Origin of the sequence: Rhizobium sp. C1 (assembly GCF_021026335.1) — a bacterium.
GTDB lineage: Bacteria > Pseudomonadota > Alphaproteobacteria > Rhizobiales > Rhizobiaceae > Ensifer_A.
This window is the reverse complement of record NZ_JAJNCY010000006.1, coordinates 114,492-131,254: the sequence shown is the minus strand read 5'-3', so window position 1 is coordinate 131,254 and position 16,763 is coordinate 114,492. Positions and strand designations below refer to the sequence as shown.

Annotated in this window: 18 protein-coding genes; 5 read left to right on the top strand and 13 right to left on the bottom strand. The window is 61.5% G+C overall.

Annotated features, from left to right (window positions below):
- Positions 1 to 22: 22 nt before the first annotated feature.
- From LQK83_RS14225 to LQK83_RS14210, 4 genes are all read right to left on the bottom strand, one after another.
- Positions 23 to 2,323 carry a chemotaxis protein CheA gene (locus LQK83_RS14225; RefSeq protein WP_230838054.1) on the bottom strand — a complete coding sequence of 767 codons (2,301 nt, stop codon included), beginning with the start codon at positions 2,321 to 2,323 and terminating at the stop codon, positions 23 to 25.
- 22 nt (positions 2,324 to 2,345) lie between these two features.
- Positions 2,346 to 2,711 carry a chemotaxis response regulator CheY1 gene (gene cheY1 / locus LQK83_RS14220; protein ID WP_109855772.1) on the bottom strand — a complete coding sequence of 122 codons (366 nt, stop codon included), beginning with the start codon at positions 2,709 to 2,711 and terminating at the stop codon, positions 2,346 to 2,348.
- Between the two features lie 13 nt (positions 2,712 to 2,724).
- Positions 2,725 to 3,012 (bottom strand): STAS domain-containing protein, encoded by a 288-nt coding sequence (locus tag LQK83_RS14215; protein WP_230838053.1) that lies wholly within the window; start codon positions 3,010 to 3,012, stop codon positions 2,725 to 2,727.
- A 72-nt stretch (positions 3,013 to 3,084) separates the two neighbouring features.
- Complete coding sequence (locus LQK83_RS14210; RefSeq protein WP_230838052.1) at positions 3,085 to 4,695, bottom strand: methyl-accepting chemotaxis protein; 1,611 nt, start codon at positions 4,693 to 4,695, stop codon at positions 3,085 to 3,087.
- Positions 4,696 to 5,407: 712 nt separating this feature from the next.
- On the opposite strand from LQK83_RS14210, the gene spdA reads away from it, so the two are divergent.
- Positions 5,408 to 6,226, top strand: a complete 819-nt coding sequence (gene spdA / locus LQK83_RS14205) for a 2', 3'cyclic nucleotide phosphodiesterase SpdA (RefSeq protein WP_230838051.1) — start codon at positions 5,408 to 5,410, stop codon at positions 6,224 to 6,226.
- A gap of 83 nt (positions 6,227 to 6,309) precedes the next feature.
- Entirely contained in the window at positions 6,310 to 7,020 is a 711-nt protein-coding gene (locus tag LQK83_RS14200; protein ID WP_230838243.1) for a sulfate transporter family protein, read from the top strand.
- Here the strand turns inward: LQK83_RS14200 and nth are convergent.
- Positions 7,013 to 7,798 (bottom strand): endonuclease III, encoded by a 786-nt coding sequence (gene nth, locus LQK83_RS14195; protein ID WP_230838050.1) that lies wholly within the window; start codon positions 7,796 to 7,798, stop codon positions 7,013 to 7,015. The two genes, LQK83_RS14200 and nth, sit on opposite strands and share 8 nt — an antisense overlap.
- Between nth and LQK83_RS14190 the strand changes: the two genes are divergently transcribed.
- On the top strand, positions 7,797 to 8,309 hold the full coding sequence (locus tag LQK83_RS14190; RefSeq protein ID WP_230838049.1) for a DUF2244 domain-containing protein: 513 nt from the start codon (positions 7,797 to 7,799) through the stop codon (positions 8,307 to 8,309). The genes nth and LQK83_RS14190 overlap by 2 nt on opposite strands.
- Positions 8,310 to 8,394: 85 nt before the next feature.
- Positions 8,395 to 9,276, top strand: coding sequence for a methylated-DNA--[protein]-cysteine S-methyltransferase (locus LQK83_RS14185; RefSeq protein ID WP_230838048.1), 882 nt, complete (start codon positions 8,395 to 8,397; stop codon positions 9,274 to 9,276).
- Between the two features lie 16 nt (positions 9,277 to 9,292).
- On the opposite strand, the gene LQK83_RS14180 is transcribed toward LQK83_RS14185, so the two are convergent.
- The 8 genes from LQK83_RS14180 to mepA all read right to left on the bottom strand — a co-directional run bounded on the left by LQK83_RS14180 (position 9,293) and on the right by mepA (position 14,696).
- A complete protein-coding gene (locus LQK83_RS14180) occupies positions 9,293 to 9,550 on the bottom strand; it encodes a HigA family addiction module antitoxin (protein WP_230838047.1) in 258 nt (85 codons plus the stop codon).
- A 75-nt stretch (positions 9,551 to 9,625) separates the two neighbouring features.
- Entirely contained in the window at positions 9,626 to 9,919 is a 294-nt protein-coding gene (locus LQK83_RS14175) for a type II toxin-antitoxin system RelE/ParE family toxin (RefSeq protein WP_230838242.1), read from the bottom strand.
- Between the two features lie 9 nt (positions 9,920 to 9,928).
- Positions 9,929 to 10,174: a type II toxin-antitoxin system ParD family antitoxin gene (locus LQK83_RS14170; RefSeq protein ID WP_230838046.1), complete on the bottom strand. Its 246-nt coding sequence runs from the start codon at positions 10,172 to 10,174 to the stop codon at positions 9,929 to 9,931.
- Positions 10,175 to 10,269: 95 nt separating this feature from the next.
- Positions 10,270 to 10,905 (bottom strand): 2,3-bisphosphoglycerate-dependent phosphoglycerate mutase, encoded by a 636-nt coding sequence (locus LQK83_RS14165; RefSeq protein WP_230827940.1) that lies wholly within the window; start codon positions 10,903 to 10,905, stop codon positions 10,270 to 10,272.
- Between the two features lie 51 nt (positions 10,906 to 10,956).
- The gene (dapB, locus tag LQK83_RS14160; RefSeq protein WP_230838241.1) at positions 10,957 to 11,766 is read right to left on the bottom strand and encodes a 4-hydroxy-tetrahydrodipicolinate reductase; all 810 of its coding nucleotides are present in this window, start codon (positions 11,764 to 11,766) and stop codon (positions 10,957 to 10,959) included.
- A gap of 93 nt (positions 11,767 to 11,859) precedes the next feature.
- Positions 11,860 to 12,888 carry a glucokinase gene (locus LQK83_RS14155; protein ID WP_230838045.1) on the bottom strand — a complete coding sequence of 343 codons (1,029 nt, stop codon included), beginning with the start codon at positions 12,886 to 12,888 and terminating at the stop codon, positions 11,860 to 11,862.
- 33 nt (positions 12,889 to 12,921) lie between these two features.
- On the bottom strand, positions 12,922 to 13,296 hold the full coding sequence (locus LQK83_RS14150) for a methylglyoxal synthase (RefSeq protein ID WP_230838044.1): 375 nt from the start codon (positions 13,294 to 13,296) through the stop codon (positions 12,922 to 12,924).
- A gap of 257 nt (positions 13,297 to 13,553) precedes the next feature.
- Positions 13,554 to 14,696, bottom strand: coding sequence for a penicillin-insensitive murein endopeptidase (mepA, locus tag LQK83_RS14145; RefSeq protein WP_230838043.1), 1,143 nt, complete (start codon positions 14,694 to 14,696; stop codon positions 13,554 to 13,556).
- A 193-nt stretch (positions 14,697 to 14,889) separates the two neighbouring features.
- Here mepA and LQK83_RS14140 point away from each other — a divergent pair, with 193 nt between their 5' ends.
- A complete protein-coding gene (locus LQK83_RS14140; RefSeq protein WP_230838042.1) occupies positions 14,890 to 16,740 on the top strand; it encodes an extracellular solute-binding protein in 1,851 nt (616 codons plus the stop codon).
- The last annotated feature ends 23 nt before the right edge of the window (positions 16,741 to 16,763 follow it).

Genomic DNA, 16,763 nt, shown 5'->3' with positions numbered 1-16,763 from the left:
CTCGTTCCTCACACACTCACAGTCAGCTCGCCGCAGCCAGCGCACCGTCACCGCCGAGCGTCTGCCCGCGCGAGGCTGCGACCACCGCATCCACGTCCAGAATGAGCGCCACGCGGCCATCGCCAAGGATGGTTGCCGCGGCGATGCCGGGAACATGGGTGTAGTTGGCTTCGAGGCTCTTGATGACCACCTGACGCTGGCCCTGGATCGCGTCGACCATCAGCGCGCGCTGACCGCCGCTTTCGGATTCCACCAGAAGCGCCACGCCATCGGTGGGGTTGGCCTGAACCGAACGGAAGTTCAGGATGCGGCCGACATCGACCAGCGGGCAGAAGCTGTCGCGGATCGAAATGAGGCGCTGGCTTGCGCCGAAGGAATGGATGGCCGAGGCTTCCGGCTGCAGCGTTTCGACGATGGCGGTGAGCGGAACGACCAGCGTCTGGCCGGCGACCGTGACCACCATCCCGTCGAGAACGGCGAGCGTCAGCGGCAGGCTCATCGTGAACGTCGAGCCCTGACCGGGGCGCGAGGAGATGTTGATGCGACCGCCGAGCGCCTGGATCGAACGCTTGACCACGTCCATGCCCACGCCGCGACCCGACACGTCGGTGATCTTGTCCGCAGTCGAGAAGCCCGGATGGAAGATCAGGTTGTCGATCTCTTCGTCCGTCAGGTTGGTTTCGGACGTGATGAGGTCGTTGTCGATCGCCTTCTGTCGGACCTTTTCACGGTTGATACCGGCGCCGTCGTCGGAGAGTTCGATGACGATGCGGCCCGAGCGGTGCTTGGCCGAAAGCTTGACCGTGCCTTCCGGGTTCTTGCCGAGCGCTGCGCGCTTTTCCGGCATTTCCAGACCGTGGTCGACGGCGTTGCGGATCATGTGCGTCAGCGGCTCGGCGAGCTTGTCGATGACGGTCTTGTCGACTTCGGTATTTTCACCTTCAGTGACGAGGCGGACCGACTTGCCGACCATGTCGGCGACTTCGCGAACGATACGCGACATGCGCTGGAAGACCGGCTTCACAGGCTGCGCGCGGATGGCCATCACGCTGTCCTGGATCTCGCGGGTCAGCTGCTGCAGCTCTTCGAGACCCGTATTGATCGTGGTGGCGCCGGATGTCTCGTTGGCAATCACGCTCTGCGAGAGCATGGCCTGGTTGATCACGAGCTCGCCGACAAGGTTGATCAGGCGGTCGACGCGATCGAGGTCGACGCGGATGGTCGGATTGGCACCGCCCGAGCCGGAGGAGTCCGCATTTGCAGCAGCGGCTGCGGCAGGCTTGGCGGCGGCTTGTGCGGCCGGCGCTGCCGGTGCATTGGCGGCGGCACTCACAACGGCGCTGGCAACCTTGGCCGCTTCGATGGCAGCGGCCACATCTTCGTGATGATGATCGTCGTGGTGATCGTGTTCTTCGTCTGCATCATCGAGCGCGGACAGATCGAAGGGAACGGGCTGCATCGGCAGCTCTTCACCCTCTTCTTCCTCGGAAACCACTTCGTGAACCTTGACTTCGAGGTCGCAATCCCACTCGGCGAATTCGAAGACGGAGCGGACACCCTCTTCGCCCTTTTCGGTGCGGATGGCGATCTTCCAGAAGAAATAGGCGCCTTCCGGGTCCATCTGGTCGAGCGGCGGCAGGGCATCCATGTCGCAATAGATGCTCATCTCGCCGAGGCGCGAGAGGTCGCGCAGCAGGAGAGCCGCTTCATTGCCCTTGGAATAGAGTTCCGGACGCGGCTTGAACACGACGTCGCAGAGCGGGATTTCCATGGCGAGCGGTTCCGGCTCATCGCCGCCGAACTCATCGAAGCTGAACGGGATCGGCTGGAAGCCGCTTTCGTCCGTGGGGGCTGCGGCAACAGGCTTTGCCGGAGCGGGTGCGGGCTTGGGCGCAGGCGGAGCGACGGGCGCGGCAACTTCAGCGGTCGGGGCTGGCACCTGACCGCTGGCCAACGCTTCCAGTTCCTTGACCAGAACACTGGTCCGGGAGGGGTCCACCGTTCCGCCGTCGCGAGACGCTGCGGTGAGGTCGGCAAGCACGTCGGCCGACTTCAGCATCGTCTTGAGAACTTCCGGCCCGGGATCGAGCTTGTTGGATCGAACGCAATCGAGCGTGGTCTCGAAGACATGCGCGAAGGCCACGAGGTCATCGAGACCGAATGCGCCGGCGCCGCCCTTGATCGAGTGAACGGCGCGGAAGACAGCGTTGACTGTTTCCGGATCGCGATCGCCGTCATTCAGCTTCAGAAGACCCGATTCCAGTTCTGCGAGCTGTTCCTCGCATTCCTGGAAGAAGATGTCTTTGATTTCGTTCATATCCATTTGGAATATCCCGGGTAGGCGGTCAGGCCGTTACGCGCTCAATTGCATCAATCAGCTTGGTCGGGTCGAACGGTTTTACGATCCAGCCGGTCGCACCAGCCTGGCGGGCGCGGTTCTTCTTTTCCGCGTCGCTTTCGGTGGTCAGAACGAGGATCGGGATGGCCCGGAACTTGTCGTTCTTGCGCACGCCTTCGATGAAGCCGAAGCCATCGAGACGCGGCATGTTGATGTCCGTGACGATCACGTCAGGATTTGCATCCTCGAGAACTTCGAGGCCTTCAATGCCGTCCTCGGCCTGGATCGTTTCAAATCCGGCGTTGTTCAGCGTCACCAGAAGCATGTTCCGGATCGTTCTGGAATCATCAACTGTCAGAACTTTCTTTTTCATTTCAGGTACTCTCCTATGCCAGCAGGGGCTCGATATTGATGCCGATCAGTTGCATCGTCTTTGTGAAAGAGTCGGAGACTTTCGAAAACTTGAAAGTCAGCTTGTCCTCCTCCCAGTTCTTCTTTGCTGCCCAGAGAACCTGGACGCATTGTGCGCCCACGCGTTCCACGCCGGACGCATCAATCATCAGGTCGCTGCCGCGCAGCGCCATCAGCTTGCCATGCAGCGCCGTGGCCTCGTTCAGATCGAGGACCGGGGCCAGGCTCAGACTTTTCGCGGCGGCCGGTTTCTTGCTAGCCATTCGGTTGTCCTTCATTGCGCAACAAAGTGTTTTCTGCTTCAGCCCGACATGCGGGCTTTCCTGTCATGCCGTTCATCGTCCACCTCCAAGACCTGCGAGGTAGGACGGCTGCGGCAGAAACTGATCGTCATCGCGATTGCCGAGCTCGAAGGCGGGCGCGCGCTTCGGCTGCGGCGTCTGCCGGCGCTCCGGTTCACGCGCTGCCACGCGGAACGAACGGATGGTATCGCCGAGTTCGAGGATGACGGTATGAAGGTCGCCGGACGTGGCCCGCGAGCTGAGCGCGATTTCCGCACCGCGCGAGGCTTCGCGACGGATATCCGTGAAGGCGGCCATCGAATGATCGAGGCCGCGGGCATGGTCGCCGGAATCCCGGGCGATGCCGGTGACGGCCGCGCTGATCTCCTGGACCTGACGGACGATGTCACCGATCGCGGTCTGGGTGCGGCCGACCATCTGGACGCCCGAGTCGACCTGCGATTTCGTTTCGCTGACCAACGTCTTGATCTGACGTGCGGCATCGGCAGACCGTTGCGCCAATGCGCGGACTTCCTGGGCGACAACGGCAAAGCCGCGGCCGGAATCGCCGGCGCGGGCAGCTTCGATGCCGGCATTCAGCGCCAGAAGATTGGTCTGGAAGGCAATGTCGTCGATGACGCCGATGATCTCGCCGATCTTTTCCGCCGAGGCTTCAATATCGGCCATGGCGGCAATGGCTTCGCCGACGATCTCGCCGCTGCGTTCGACGGCGACGCGCGTCTCGCCGACATGGCGTTCGGCCTCGATGGACCGTTCGGCATTGCGGCTGACACCTTGGGTCAGGTCCTTGAGCCCGGTCACGCCCAGATCGATGCGTCGAGCGCAATCTGCCGCGACTTCGGCCGCCTGCCGGGAGAGCGTGGTGACATTTTCGGCCAGTTCATGACCTTGCCGGTTGCGGGCGTTGGCGGAGTCGATTTCCTGGCGCAGACGATCGAGCGCCTCATTGAAGCGCTGCGTCAGGTCAGCATAGCTTTCGGGGCCATCGTCGCGCAGACGAACGGTCAGGTCCTTGTTTGCCAGCGCCTCGACCGTGTCGGCGAAGAAGGCGACCGTGGAGGTCTCGATTTCCTCGCGCTGTTCCTTGAGCGACTGCTTGTGGCCGAGCCGCAATTCGTTGAACCGCAGAGACACGGCAATTTCCAGATCGACCATCACCAGACGGACGATGGATTTGACCAGCGCCTGCGCCTCTTCGGCGCTCGCATGTTTGCGACCGAACCATGTCTTGGGCCAGCGGGTGGCCAGCGCGCCGGCAATCAGATGTTCCAGAACGACCGAATGGCCGGCGATGTGCCAGCGCGGATCGAGACCCATGCGGCCTTCGGCATCGGAGAGAACCTTGACACGCTCGGCATAGAGACTGTCAAAACGGGCGTCGGAAAGCACGGCCCAATGCGACGACATGAGGCTATGCAGCCTGTCGAGATGGCGGTCGCTTTCGAATTGTGCGGAGGCCTCGGGCGAGGATTGGAAGCGCTCGAACAGCGCCTTGAGACCCTTTTCGATCTCGGGAAGAAGGCTGTCGCGGTGCTTGCGAAGGAATTCGGTCTGCTCGGCCTCGAGACCGGCAAAGCGCAGCCGTTCGAACAGGCTGCCTGCCTGCTGCCGCTGCGACCGATCGTTTTGAGCCCCGTTTTCCAAATCAAATCCCACTGAACACCAGGCGAGGCAATCGACGGCGGCGCCTCCCCTGAGGAGACCTGCTCTTGCAGCTGAGGCGCGGGGATCAAATTTCCACGGCCGGCCGGCGGCAGAGCAAACTGCCAATCAACCCCAATCACATGCCGGTCCAATCCCGGCGCAGCGGAAAGGCATCATGCCTGGAACTTCCATCTGCCTTGTCATTCGACGAAAGCGCTTGCCGCGTTTGTCGAATTTTGAGGCGTTCCGTCTTCAAGGTTTTGCACCTTGATCGACACAAATAGTTGTCCCACTCCGGCCCGTCTTAATCTTTATGGTTAATTCCTTGCCTGAAGGTTAATTTGGCTGCGGCAAGCGAGAAATAGAACTCGGAAGATGTCTGCTCTCGCTAGAACTAGTAGACGCAAATTAACGGAGGTTAACGCAGGACGACACGCGAAAAAGCTGTCGCGGCGGCGGCGCTTAGGCCCGGATGGCACTCGCCCGTCTCCACCGACAACGCTTTGGCGGGAGGATCTCCGCACCCGGGTTAAAGCCTCGAAATGGCATTTTTCCGCACGGGTCGGCGGAGCGCCCAGCCCCACGCCAATCAATGAACGTGCCGCAAAACTGCGGTTCGGCGCTTGACGAAGGGCGCGCCGGAAGCGACAGTCCCGCCAGATTCTCGCTGGCCGAATGTCTCAGGCCAGAACATCCCGAACGAGTTGATTTCATGACCAAACTGATTGTTTTCACCGACCTCCACATGGTGCCGGAAGGCGAGACCATTATCGGCCTCGACCCCTTCAAGCGGCTGGAAACCGGCATCGCGCATGTGAATGCCTATCACCCCGACGCCGATGGCGTGATCGTGACCGGCGATCTGACCCATCATGGCGATGTCGTATCCTATGCGCGGCTGAAGACGCTGCTCGACCAGCTCAAGCCGCCGCTTTATCTCGCGGTCGGCAACCACGACCAGCGGGACAACTTTCTTTCCGTCTTCACCGACACCGCTGTCGACGAAAACGGCTTCGTGCAGCGTGCCCTCGACTTTGCCGACTGCCGCGCGCTGATCCTCGATTCGCTCTTCGCGCCGCCCTACGAATACCCGATCACACATGCCGGCTTCCTCTGCAACAAGCGGATGCGCTGGCTGGAAACCGAGCTGAAATCGGCCAAGGCGGCGAACAAGCCCGTGCTGATCTTCCTGCACCATCCGCCGCACAAGACCGGCTTTACCGGCATGGACCTGATCAAGCTGATCAACGAGGGCGATTTCTACGATCTGGTGGAGGCTCACGGCAATGTGCGCCACATCTTCGCCGGCCATGTCCACCGTACGATCAATGGATCGCATCGCGGCATTCCCTACTCCATCTTCAAGAGCCCGGTGCATCAGCAGCCGATGCCTTTCGACATGCCCGACGCCTCGCTTTCGGTCGATGAACCGGGCGCCTATGGCATCGTCGTGACGACGGAACACGGACTGCAGGTGCATAACGAAGACTACGAGATCGCCAAACGCGACCCCTCGCCGGCCAAATACTGAGCTCTTGCTGCACTGCAGCACTTGGCGGGGATGGGGACAGCGCCTACATTTCTCCCACCGGATTTCCCGGCATGGAGACCAACATGGTGATGGACGCTGCCCGCCTGGCGCTCGCAAACCTCTTTGCGAAGGAGACGCGTAGCGTCTTCTGGAAGGTGCTGGGGCTGACGCTTCTCGCACTGATCGTTCTCTGGATCCTGCTGCGCAACCTGTTCATCTGGCTCGCTCTGCCCTGGATCGACCAGTTCGTTCCCGGTATTCCCGAATGGGCCGGCTGGCTGAGTTTCGTCTTCGGCATTCTCGCCAGTATCGGGCTGGCGCTGGGGCTTGCCCTGCTGATCTCGCCGGTCACGGCCGTGATCGCAGGGTTCTTCCTGGATGACGTCGCCGAGGTGGTCGAAAAGCGCGACTATCCGAATGATGTGCCGGGCGTCGCCATGCCACTCGGCGAGTCGCTTGTCTCCGCGGTACGCTTCCTCGGCATCGTGATCGTCGGCAACATCTTCGCGCTGTTCCTGCTTCTGATCCCCGGCGTGAACCTCATCGCCTTCTTCCTCGTCAACGGCTATCTGCTTGGGCGCGAATTCTTCGAGTTCGCCGCCATGCGCTTCCGTTCGCCACAGGCGGCGCGGGATTTCCGCTCCAAGCACTGGCAGACCGTCCTCTTCGGCGGTTTTGCCATCGCGCTCTTCCTGGCGATCCCGATCCTCAACCTGCTGACGCCGCTCTTTGCGGCGGGGCTGATGGTGCATCTGCACAAGATGATTTCGGCGCGCGACCCGGCCTTCAGATAACAGGCTCGTCGGAGAATTGCGGCGGCAGCTCCTTGAGCTCCGCCGGAACCGCATTGGTCTTCTCCGCCGACTTGCAGATATCGGCGATCACGCAGAGCTGACATTCCGGCTTGCGCGCCTTGCAGGTGTAGCGCCCATGCAGGATCAGCCAGTGATGGGCATGGAAGAGATACTCATCCGGAATGACCTTGAGAAGGTTTTCCTCGACTTCATCCGGCGTCTTGCCGGGCGCGAGGCCCAAGCGATTGGCGATGCGAAAGACATGCGTGTCGACCGCCATGGTCGGAATGCCGAAGGCCATGGACATGACGACATTCGCCGTCTTGCGCCCGACGCCGGGCAGCGTGATCAGCTCTTCCCGCGTCTTCGGCACTTCGCCGCCGAAATCCTCGATCAGCTTCTGCGAGAGCGCGATGACGTTCTTCGCCTTGTTGCGATAGAGCCCGATCGTCTTGATGTAATCACGGACCTTCTCCTCGCCGAGATCGAGCATCTTCTGCGGCGTATCGGCGATCTTGAACAGCGCGCGCGTTGCCTTGTTGACGCCCGCGTCGGTCGCCTGCGCGGAGAGTGCCACGGCGACGACCAGAGTGAACGGGTTCACATGTTCCAGCTCGCCCTTCGGCTCCGGCCGCTGGACGGAAAAGCGGCGGAAGATTTCGCGCAGTTCATCCTGCGTATAGGCGGTCTTCACGCGTTTGGCGCGACCCTTTGTCCGGCTTGACGTTTGCGAATTCTTCTTTCCGTTTTTCATGCTTCCCCTATAATCATGGGCCATGAGCGATGGCAACGGCACGATGGGCCTGAAAGAGGGCTTGAGCGAGCGCCCGGTATATGAAACCGAGCTTGTTCCGCATCGCTCGCTGGGGCGCAAAGGCTTCCGCATTCTCTTCGCCATCACTAGCGCATTGAGCCTCGTGCATGTACTCTTCTTCATGACTGTCGGCGCCTGGCCGATCATGCTCTTCTTCGGGCTCGATTTCGTCCTGCTCTATGGCGCCTTTTGGCTGAACTATCGCGCGGCGCTGGCGCGTGAACAGATCCGCCTCTCCCGCCTCGACCTCACCATCAGGAAGATCGCGCCGAACGGCCTGGTGCGCGAGGCGCGCTACAATCCGTTCTGGACGAAGCTCAAGATCGCCCGCCATCCGGAGATCGGTATCACCTCGATGCGCGTTGCCGGACAGGGCCGCGAGACGCCGTTCGGCGAATTCCTCTATCCGGAGGCGCGCGAGCGTCTGGCCAGTGAGTTGACCCAGGCTCTGGCGACGGTCAAGCAGCGGATCTGACCTTGTGGCCAGCGGCCACTTTGCGCAAGAAACGGGTGGAGAGCGACCGTCAACGGCGATATCGATAAGGGCAAGGAGAACCACCATGACACTCGCCCAATTCGACACCGCCCTTGCCCGCGACATCACGCCGGAGGATTCCGATTATGACACGGTCTGCCGCGTGATCGAACTGCTGACGGAAGACTATCAAGCGCAGCCTTCGCTGGAGACCATCGCCGGCGAACTCGGCCAGTCTCCCACGCAATTGCAGAAGACCTTTACCCGTTGGGCGGGCTTGTCACCCAAGGCCTTTCTGCAGGCCGTGACGCTGGATCATGCCAAGCGGCTTCTGGGAAACGAAGGGCTTCCGCTGCTCGATACGTCTCTGGAAGTCGGCCTTTCCGGTCCGAGCCGGCTGCACGATCTCTTCGTGACGCATGAGGCCATGTCGCCGGGGGAATGGAAGGCGAAGGGCGCGGGGCTTGAAATCCGCTATGGTTTCCACCCTTCCCCGTTCGGGATCGCGCTTGTCATGGTGACGCCCCGCGGACTATCCGGTCTCGCCTTTTCGGACGAGGGCGGCGAGCGGGAGGCTTTCGAAGACATGGCGCGGCGCTGGCCGAATGCGCGCTATGTCGAAGACAGTGCAGCGACCGCGCCCTATGCGGCGCGCATCTTCGACGCGAAGCGCTGGCGGCAGGAAGAGCCGCTGCGCGTCGTCCTCATCGGTACGGATTTCCAGATCCGCGTCTGGGAACAGCTGCTCAAGATCCCCATGGGCCGCGCCGTCACCTATTCCTCCATCGCCGGCCATATCGGCCAGCCGACGGCCAGCCGCGCGGTGGGCGCTGCGGTGGGGGCGAACCCGATCTCCTTCGTGGTGCCATGCCACCGGGCGCTCGGGAAATCCGGCGCGCTGACGGGCTATCACTGGGGTCTGACAAGAAAGCGGGCGATGCTGGGCTGGGAGGCAGGGAAGGCCTGAGGCTTTCCCTTATGTCTCAAGCTGCCTTCGACAGCGGCTTCACATTTATCTCGCCTTCGTGCAGCCGAGCCTCAGCAAGATCATGCGTCGCCTGCATCTTCAAAAGTGTCTCTGCCTTCAGACCGAACGCCTTTTCAAAGCGGATCGCCATATCGGCGGAGAGTTTGGCGTTGCCATTCAAAAGGGTGCTCAAAGCCTGCCGCGAAACGCCGAAATGATCGGCGAGCGCCGTGACGGAAAGGCCAGCCGGCTCCACGACCTCTGTTTCAGCCATTCGCCGACATTGACTGCAAGCGAGCTGTGCATCTTAAGCGCCATGATAGTCCTCCAGATCCGAAGAGGTGCACATTCAGAAAGCCTCGCCTGCCCAGTCCTCGTGTCCGTGACGAACGCGTATAATCAGAATACCCCCGTCCAATTCTTCTCTATAGATAACCAAATGGGCACGAAACGGATGGATGCGTACAGGCGGGCTAATTTCATACCTCAGTCGGGCCATTTGCGGGTATTGCGAAAGCAACTGAAAGACGGAAAAAAGTGCATTATGATATTTGCGTGCCTGCGCATTGCCGAAGAGCAAAGCGCCATTACGCGCGATGTCGAGGATATCGTTTTCAGCTTCGACGGAAAGACGGAAGCCGATTTTCATGGGTCAGCGAGCCTCGCCGCCACTCTTTAGGGCCGCTTCAAAAAGTTCGTCACGCGTCCGCTCGCCGATGCCGCTTGCCAAGCCTTCATCGACAAAGCGCTGCATCGCGCTGATCTTGTCGGCGCGCTCCTGATCCCTGCGTATCAAATCGCGTACATAATCGCTGGCATTGGCATAGCGCCCCGATTGAGCCTGCCCTTCGACCCATTCTTTCATCGGATCAGGCAGAGAGACATTCATCGTCGCCATAGGAGAAACCTCGCTTCAGTTATGTCGAAGCGAGGATGACATACCTTGGCAAAGATTGGCAAGGTATGTCTGTTGCAGCAGGCTCGTTTCTGAATTCAATGCGCCCCGGACATATCGCCCAGCACTTCCTTCGAAGCCACCGTCGAGTCCGCGTTCAGCTTGTAGACCATCGGAACGCCGGTCGCGAGGTTCACGCCGAGGATCTTGGTCGAGTCGAGGCGGTCGAGGACCATGAGGAGGGAGCGGAGCGAATTGCCGTGGGCGGCCACCAGCACCTTTTCGCCACGCAGCACGCGCGGGAGGATTTCGGTCATGTAATAGGGCCAGACGCGGGCGCCGGTGTCCTTGAGGCTTTCGCCGCCCGGCGGCGGAACGTCATAGGAGCGGCGCCAGATATGGACCTGCTCTTCGCCCCACTTGGCGCGGGCGTCGTCCTTGTTGAGGCCGGAGAGGTCGCCGTAGTCGCGTTCGTTGAGCGCCTGATCCTTGATGACTTCAAGATTCGGCTGGCCGACGCCGTCGAGGATGATCTTGCAGGTCTTCTGCGCGCGGGTGAGGTCCGAGGTAAACGCGATGTCGAACTTGATGCCGTAATCGGCGAGCGCCTTGGCGCCGGCGGTGGCTTCCTGCACGCCGAGCTCAGTCAGATCCGGGTCGCGCCAGCCGGTGAAGAGGTTCTTCAGGTTCCATTCGCTCTGGCCATGGCGTACCAGTACAAGCGTTCCACTCATCGTCGTCTTCCTCACAAAAGATCGGCCCGCGAGAGCGAGCCGTTTTAAAAATCAGTCAGCGGACAGCCCGAGCACGTCGAGCGTCGAATAAAGGCCGGGCTTCTTGTCGCGCGCCCAGAGCGCCGACTTCAGCGCGCCGGAGGCGAAGAGCGAGCGGTCGGTGGCGCGGTGCGACAGCGTGATCATCTCGCTTTCGCTGGCAAACATCACCGAATGGTCGCCGATCACGCCGCCGCCACGGACCGTCGCGAACCCGATCGTGCCCTCTTCGCGCGGGCCGGTGAGGCCGTCGCGGACCTTGACGGCCTTGTCCTTCAGCTCGACGCCCCTGCCCTTTGCAGCCTCGCGGCCGAGCAGATAGGCGGTACCGGAGGGGGCATCGACCTTGTGCTTGTGGTGCATTTCCAGCACTTCGATATCCCAGCCGGCGGCGTCCAGCGCCTTCGCCGCCTGACGAACCAGAACGCCGAGCAGGTTCACGCCGAGGCTCATGTTGCCGGACTTGACGATGCGGGCATGGCGGGCGGCGGCGGCGATCTTCTTCTCGTCCTCTTCCGACAGGCCGGTCGTGCCAATGACGTGGACGATGCGCGCCTGTGCGGTGAGTTCGGCGAAGTCGCAGGTCGCAGCAGGCGTGGTGAAATCGATGACGCCGTCTGCGGCGACGAAGGCCTTCAGCGGATCGTCAGTGACCGGGACGCCCAGATGCCCCAAACCGGCGATCTCGCCGATATCCTTGCCGAGCGCGAAGGAGCCGGGGCGCTCGATCGCGCCTGAGACTGTGACGCCCGGCATGGCGTGAATGGCTTTGACCAGCGTCTGCCCCATGCGGCCCGCCGCACCGACAACCACCAGCCGCATATCCATTCCGTCGTCCATGGCGCTTCCGTCCCTTCGCTGTTTTCCTGTTCTATAGCCAGTCAAAGCGGCCTTGACCAGACGCCGAAGGCGGGATCAGCCGCGCCAGTGGCGGCCATCGGACGCGAGCCCGAAGCGGGCCGGCGCGCGGGCGTAGTCGGCAAGACCCGAAAGTGCGGCCTGCGGATGGGTGACGACATAGGTCGGCATCTGCTGCATCATGGCCGTGTGTGGCGCCTTGTCCTCAAAGCCGGCGCGGAAGGCGGGGGCTTTCAGCGCCGGGATGATCTTTTGCGAAATGCCGCCGGCGAGGAACACGCCGCCCTTGGCCATGAAGATCAGCGCAACGTCGCCGGCGACGCGGCCGAGATAGGTCGAGAAAAGCTCCAGCGTTTCAGCGGCGGCACGGTCCGGCGCGGCCGAGAGTGCTGCGGTCGAGACATCCGCCGGGGTCTTCAGGACCGGCTCGATGCCGTCGACCTTGCAGACTGCGTGATAGATGTTGACGAGACCACGACCGCAGAGAAGCTGCTCGGCGGAGATGCGGCCTTCGATCGGGTCGTAATGCGGGAAGAGCTGATAATCGCGATCGCTGCGCGGGCCGACATCGATATGGCCGCCCTCACCCGGAACCGGGATCCAGGCATGCTGGGCATGGACGAGGCCGGCAACGCCGAGACCGGTGCCCGGGCCGAGAACGGCACGCGAGGCCGAGGGCAGGCTTGCGCCGCCGCCGATCTGCTCGCGATCATTTTCGCCCAGAGAGGCTATAGCGAGCGCCTGCGCCTCGAAATCGTTGATCACCAGAACGTCACTGAAGCCGAGGTCCGAGATCATTTCCTTCGGCTTGACGACCCAGGGGCAATTGGTCAGCGGGATTTCATCGCCCTGGATCGGGCCGGCAATGGCCAGGATGGCCGAGCGCGGCTGAACGGAGGTCTTGTCGAGAACCGTTGCCTGGATCGCCTCGTTCATCGTCGGAAAATCGGCCGTGTGGACGTTCGGGAAGAATTTCGGCTGCGCATAGGCATCGACCAGAAGCGCGAAGCGGGCGTTGGTGCCGCCAATGTCGCCAATCAGGATCGGGAATGGAAGTGTGGCGTCGTGGTTGTTCTGGTTGGCCATGTCTTACAGTCTCGTCATATCCCGGCAGGCGGGTCAGATTTTATCGATCAGCAGTTCGGCGGTCGCGCGGTTCAGCGCCATGGGAACATCATAGACGGTCGCAAGCCGCGTCAGTGCCTTGACATCTACATCATGCGGCAGGGGCGTCAAAGGATCGGTGAAGAAAATCAGCATGGAAATCTCACCCGTTGCAATCAACGCGCCGATCTGCTGGTCGCCGCCGAGCGGGCCGCTTTTGAGCCGCGTCAGGTTGAGGTCCGGGCAGACTTCAAGAATGCGGCCGCCGGTGGTTCCTGTTGCGACCAGTCGATGGCGCTGCAGGATTTCCACGTGACGGGCGGCAAAATCCGCCATTTCGGCCTTTTTCTGATCATGCGCAATGAGCGCAATCGCCCGGTCGTCCGCCATGGAGAACTCCTGCTGGATGCGGATTTAAATCGGTTTAGGCAAATACAGGAAGGTGCGCCGTTTGAAAAGGCCGTAACGCAATCCAGACGGCCCTTGAGCCAGCGGCGCCCCCTCACCCCGCCTCCGCTTGCGCTCGGCGGACCTCTCCCCAAGGGGCGAGGAGGTCCGCAGACCTTGCGGCACGTTCCCTCTTCTCCCCCCTCGGGAGAAGATGTCCGAAGGACAGATGAGGGCGGCGCAGCCCAAAAGGCCAGTCCTTACCGAACAGGCCGGACGCGCGGCACCGGCACCTTGTCCGGCAGCGCAATCCACGGAGCGGCAGCCGGGCTCGAAGACGCGGGATCGGCCGCAGTTGCCACTGCCGCGGGATCGGTGGGCATCGCAGCGGTGGCGGCACTCGGCTGCGGGGTCAGCTTTTCCTGATAGGCGGCGAGTGTGGTGATCGGTGTCCCGACGCTGGAATCGGCCGAGGCCAGCGGCGCATAGGGCAGACCCATATTGTCGTCGCCGCGCTTCGAAGAAGCGGAGAGCACCGCCAGACAGGCCGGCGGCAGATCGCCGACCGTTACGACACGTGGCTTTGGCGGCGGCTTGATCGGCGCGGTCGGCTTTCTGACGGCCCTTGGTCCAAACCAGGCGGCCAGATCCTTGCCGCAGCCGTCGCCCGGCTGGATTTCCGGCTGCGCCTTGCAATTGGCAACGCCGGGCGGGCAATAGAGCCGGACGTGGAAATGGGAATCGTGGCCGCCGATGGGTCGCACCTTGCTCATGAAGGTTCGGTCGCCGCGCCAGGTTTCGCAGAGTTTCTTCTTGATCGCCGGATTGACGAAAACACGCTGGACCTGCGGGTAGCTGGCAGCCCGCATGATCAGGCGCGCCTGGCCCTCGCTCCAGTTGCGATTGTCGATGGTGAGATACTCGCCCTTTTTCAACATGGAAACAGCCGAAAGCTGTTCACGCTGCTGGCCCGTCAGGCGCTGGCGCGGCATGGGCGACAGCCAGATATCGGCGTCGAGCCCGATCTGGTGCGAGGCATGGCCGTTCACCATCGGCCCGCCGCGCGGCTGGGAAATGTCGCCAATCAGGAGACCCGGCCAGCCGTCCTTGGCCGCGGCATCGCGGGAGAATTGCTGGATGAAGGAAATCATCTGCGGCTGGCCCCAGCGGCGGTTGCGCTCCAGCCGCATGACCTGCCAGTTCGGTCCATCATAGGGCAATTGCACGGCGCCGGCCTGGCAGCCCTTGGCGTAGAAACCGATCGGCTGTGGCTCCTGCGAGGAGCCTAGCGTCATCGCTCCGAATGTCGTCTTGGCCGGACGATTGTCGCTGGCAAGTGCCGCATCAGTTGTGACTGTGACAAGCGCGGCGGCAAGGAGGGCGACGGATCGGAATAGTTTCATGCACGAGGTCCTGCGGCGGTTTCCAGAATAACGTGAGCGCGATCCTGAAATTGATTTACGGCAATTCTACCGACATTCCAGCATTAGATGAATCCCCTTGCGCCAAACCGTCGCGGCGCAAATGGGAGCAGGCCTATATTTTGACCTGATTTGCTCTATGTTTGCCCTCAAGACGATTCAGGGAGACGTTTGAATGTTCCATGGCGGTTTGAAGCGCGCAATCCTCGGCCTTGCCGGCCTGCTGGCCATCGCGGCGATTTCAGCCCCTCCCGCTGAGGCTCAGGAAAAAGTCTGGCGCAACGCGCTCACCCTGTTCGGCACGCCGAAATACGGACCTGACTTCAAGCATTTCGACTATGTGAATGTAGACGCGCCGAAAGGCGGCGAACTCAGACTTTCCAACGAAGGCACATTCGACAGCTTCAACCCGCTAATCGACAAGGGCGCGCCGGCCGATGGCATGGAGCGGATTTACGAGACGCTGCTGACGCCCTCGATGGACGAGATCATGACCTCCTATGGCCTGCTGGCCGAGGCGATTTCCTATCCGGACGACTATTCCTCCGTCAGCTTCAAGCTGCGGCCAGAGGCGAAATGGGCCGATGGCGAGCCGGTGACGCCCGAAGACGTGATCTTCAGTTTCGACAGCGCCAAGGCCAACAGCGTGCGCCTTGCCAACTACTATCGCCATGTGAAATCTGCCGAGAAGACCGGCGAGCGCGAAGTGACCTTCACCTTCGACCAGAAGGGCAATCGCGAGCTGCCGGAAATCGTCGGCCAGTTGTCCATTCTTCCCAAGCACTGGTGGCAGGGCAAGGATGCCAACGGCAATCAGCGCGACATTTCGAAGAGCACGCTGGAACTGCCGATGGGCTCCGGCCCTTACAAGGTCGCCTCCATGCAGCCGGGCTCGACCATCCGCTATGAACTGCGCAAGGATTACTGGGGCGCGAAGCTGCCGGAAAACATCGGCGCGCATAACTTCGGCGCGATCACCTACGTCTATTTCACCGATCCGGAGGCCGAGTTTCAGGCGTTCAAAGCCGGCGACATCGACTATTATCAGGAAAACAGCGCCAGCCGCTGGGCCACGCGCTATGATTTCGACGCGGTGAAAGATGGCCGCATCATCCGAGAGGCGCTGCCAAACCCGTTCCGCGCCACCGGTATCATGCAGGCACTGGTGCCGAACATGCGTCGCGACATGTTCAAGGACGAGCGCGTTCGTGAGGCGCTGAACTACGCGTTCGATTTCGAGGACCTGAACAAAAACCTCGCTTATGGCGGGTTGAAGCGTGTCAACAGCTTCTTCTGGGGCACGGAGCTCGCCTCGTCCGGTCTGCCTAAAGGTCGCGAACTCGAAATCCTGGAGGGAATGAAGGACAAGGTTCCGCCGCAGGTTTTCACGACACCCTACACCAATCCGGTGAACGGCGATCCTCAGAAGGTGCGCGACAATCTCAAGAAGGCGATCGAGCTATTCAAGGCGGGCGGCTACGAGATCAAGGGCAATCGCATGGTCAACACCAAGACCGGCAAGCCGCTGACCTTCGAAATCCTGCTCAGCAGCACGTCCGCAGTGCGCACACTCCAGCCCTTCGTCAACAGTCTCGCCAAGATCGGCGTCACGGCGACGCTGCGGACGGTCGATGCATCGCAATATATCAATCGTATTCGAAGCTTCGACTACGACATGATTTTTTATGTTTGGCCCCAGACGATGAACCCCGGCAACGAACAACGCGGGTTCTGGGGTTCGGATTCCGTCAATACGCCCGGCTCGCAGAACTACGCCGGCATTGCCAATCCGGCCGTCGACCAGCTTATCGACATGGTCGTAAATGCGAAGGATCGCGACGACCAGATCGCGGCTGTCCATGCGCTCGACCGCGTGCTTCTCGCCAACCATTATGTTGTGCCGCTCTTCTATTCCGGCGAGATGAAAATCGCCTATTGGAAGAAGCTCAAACATCCAAAAGACCTGCCGACCTACAGCACCGGCTTTCCGACCATCTGGTGGTCGGCTGATGCCGCCAAACAATGATGACTTGCTTTCGCACTATCCAG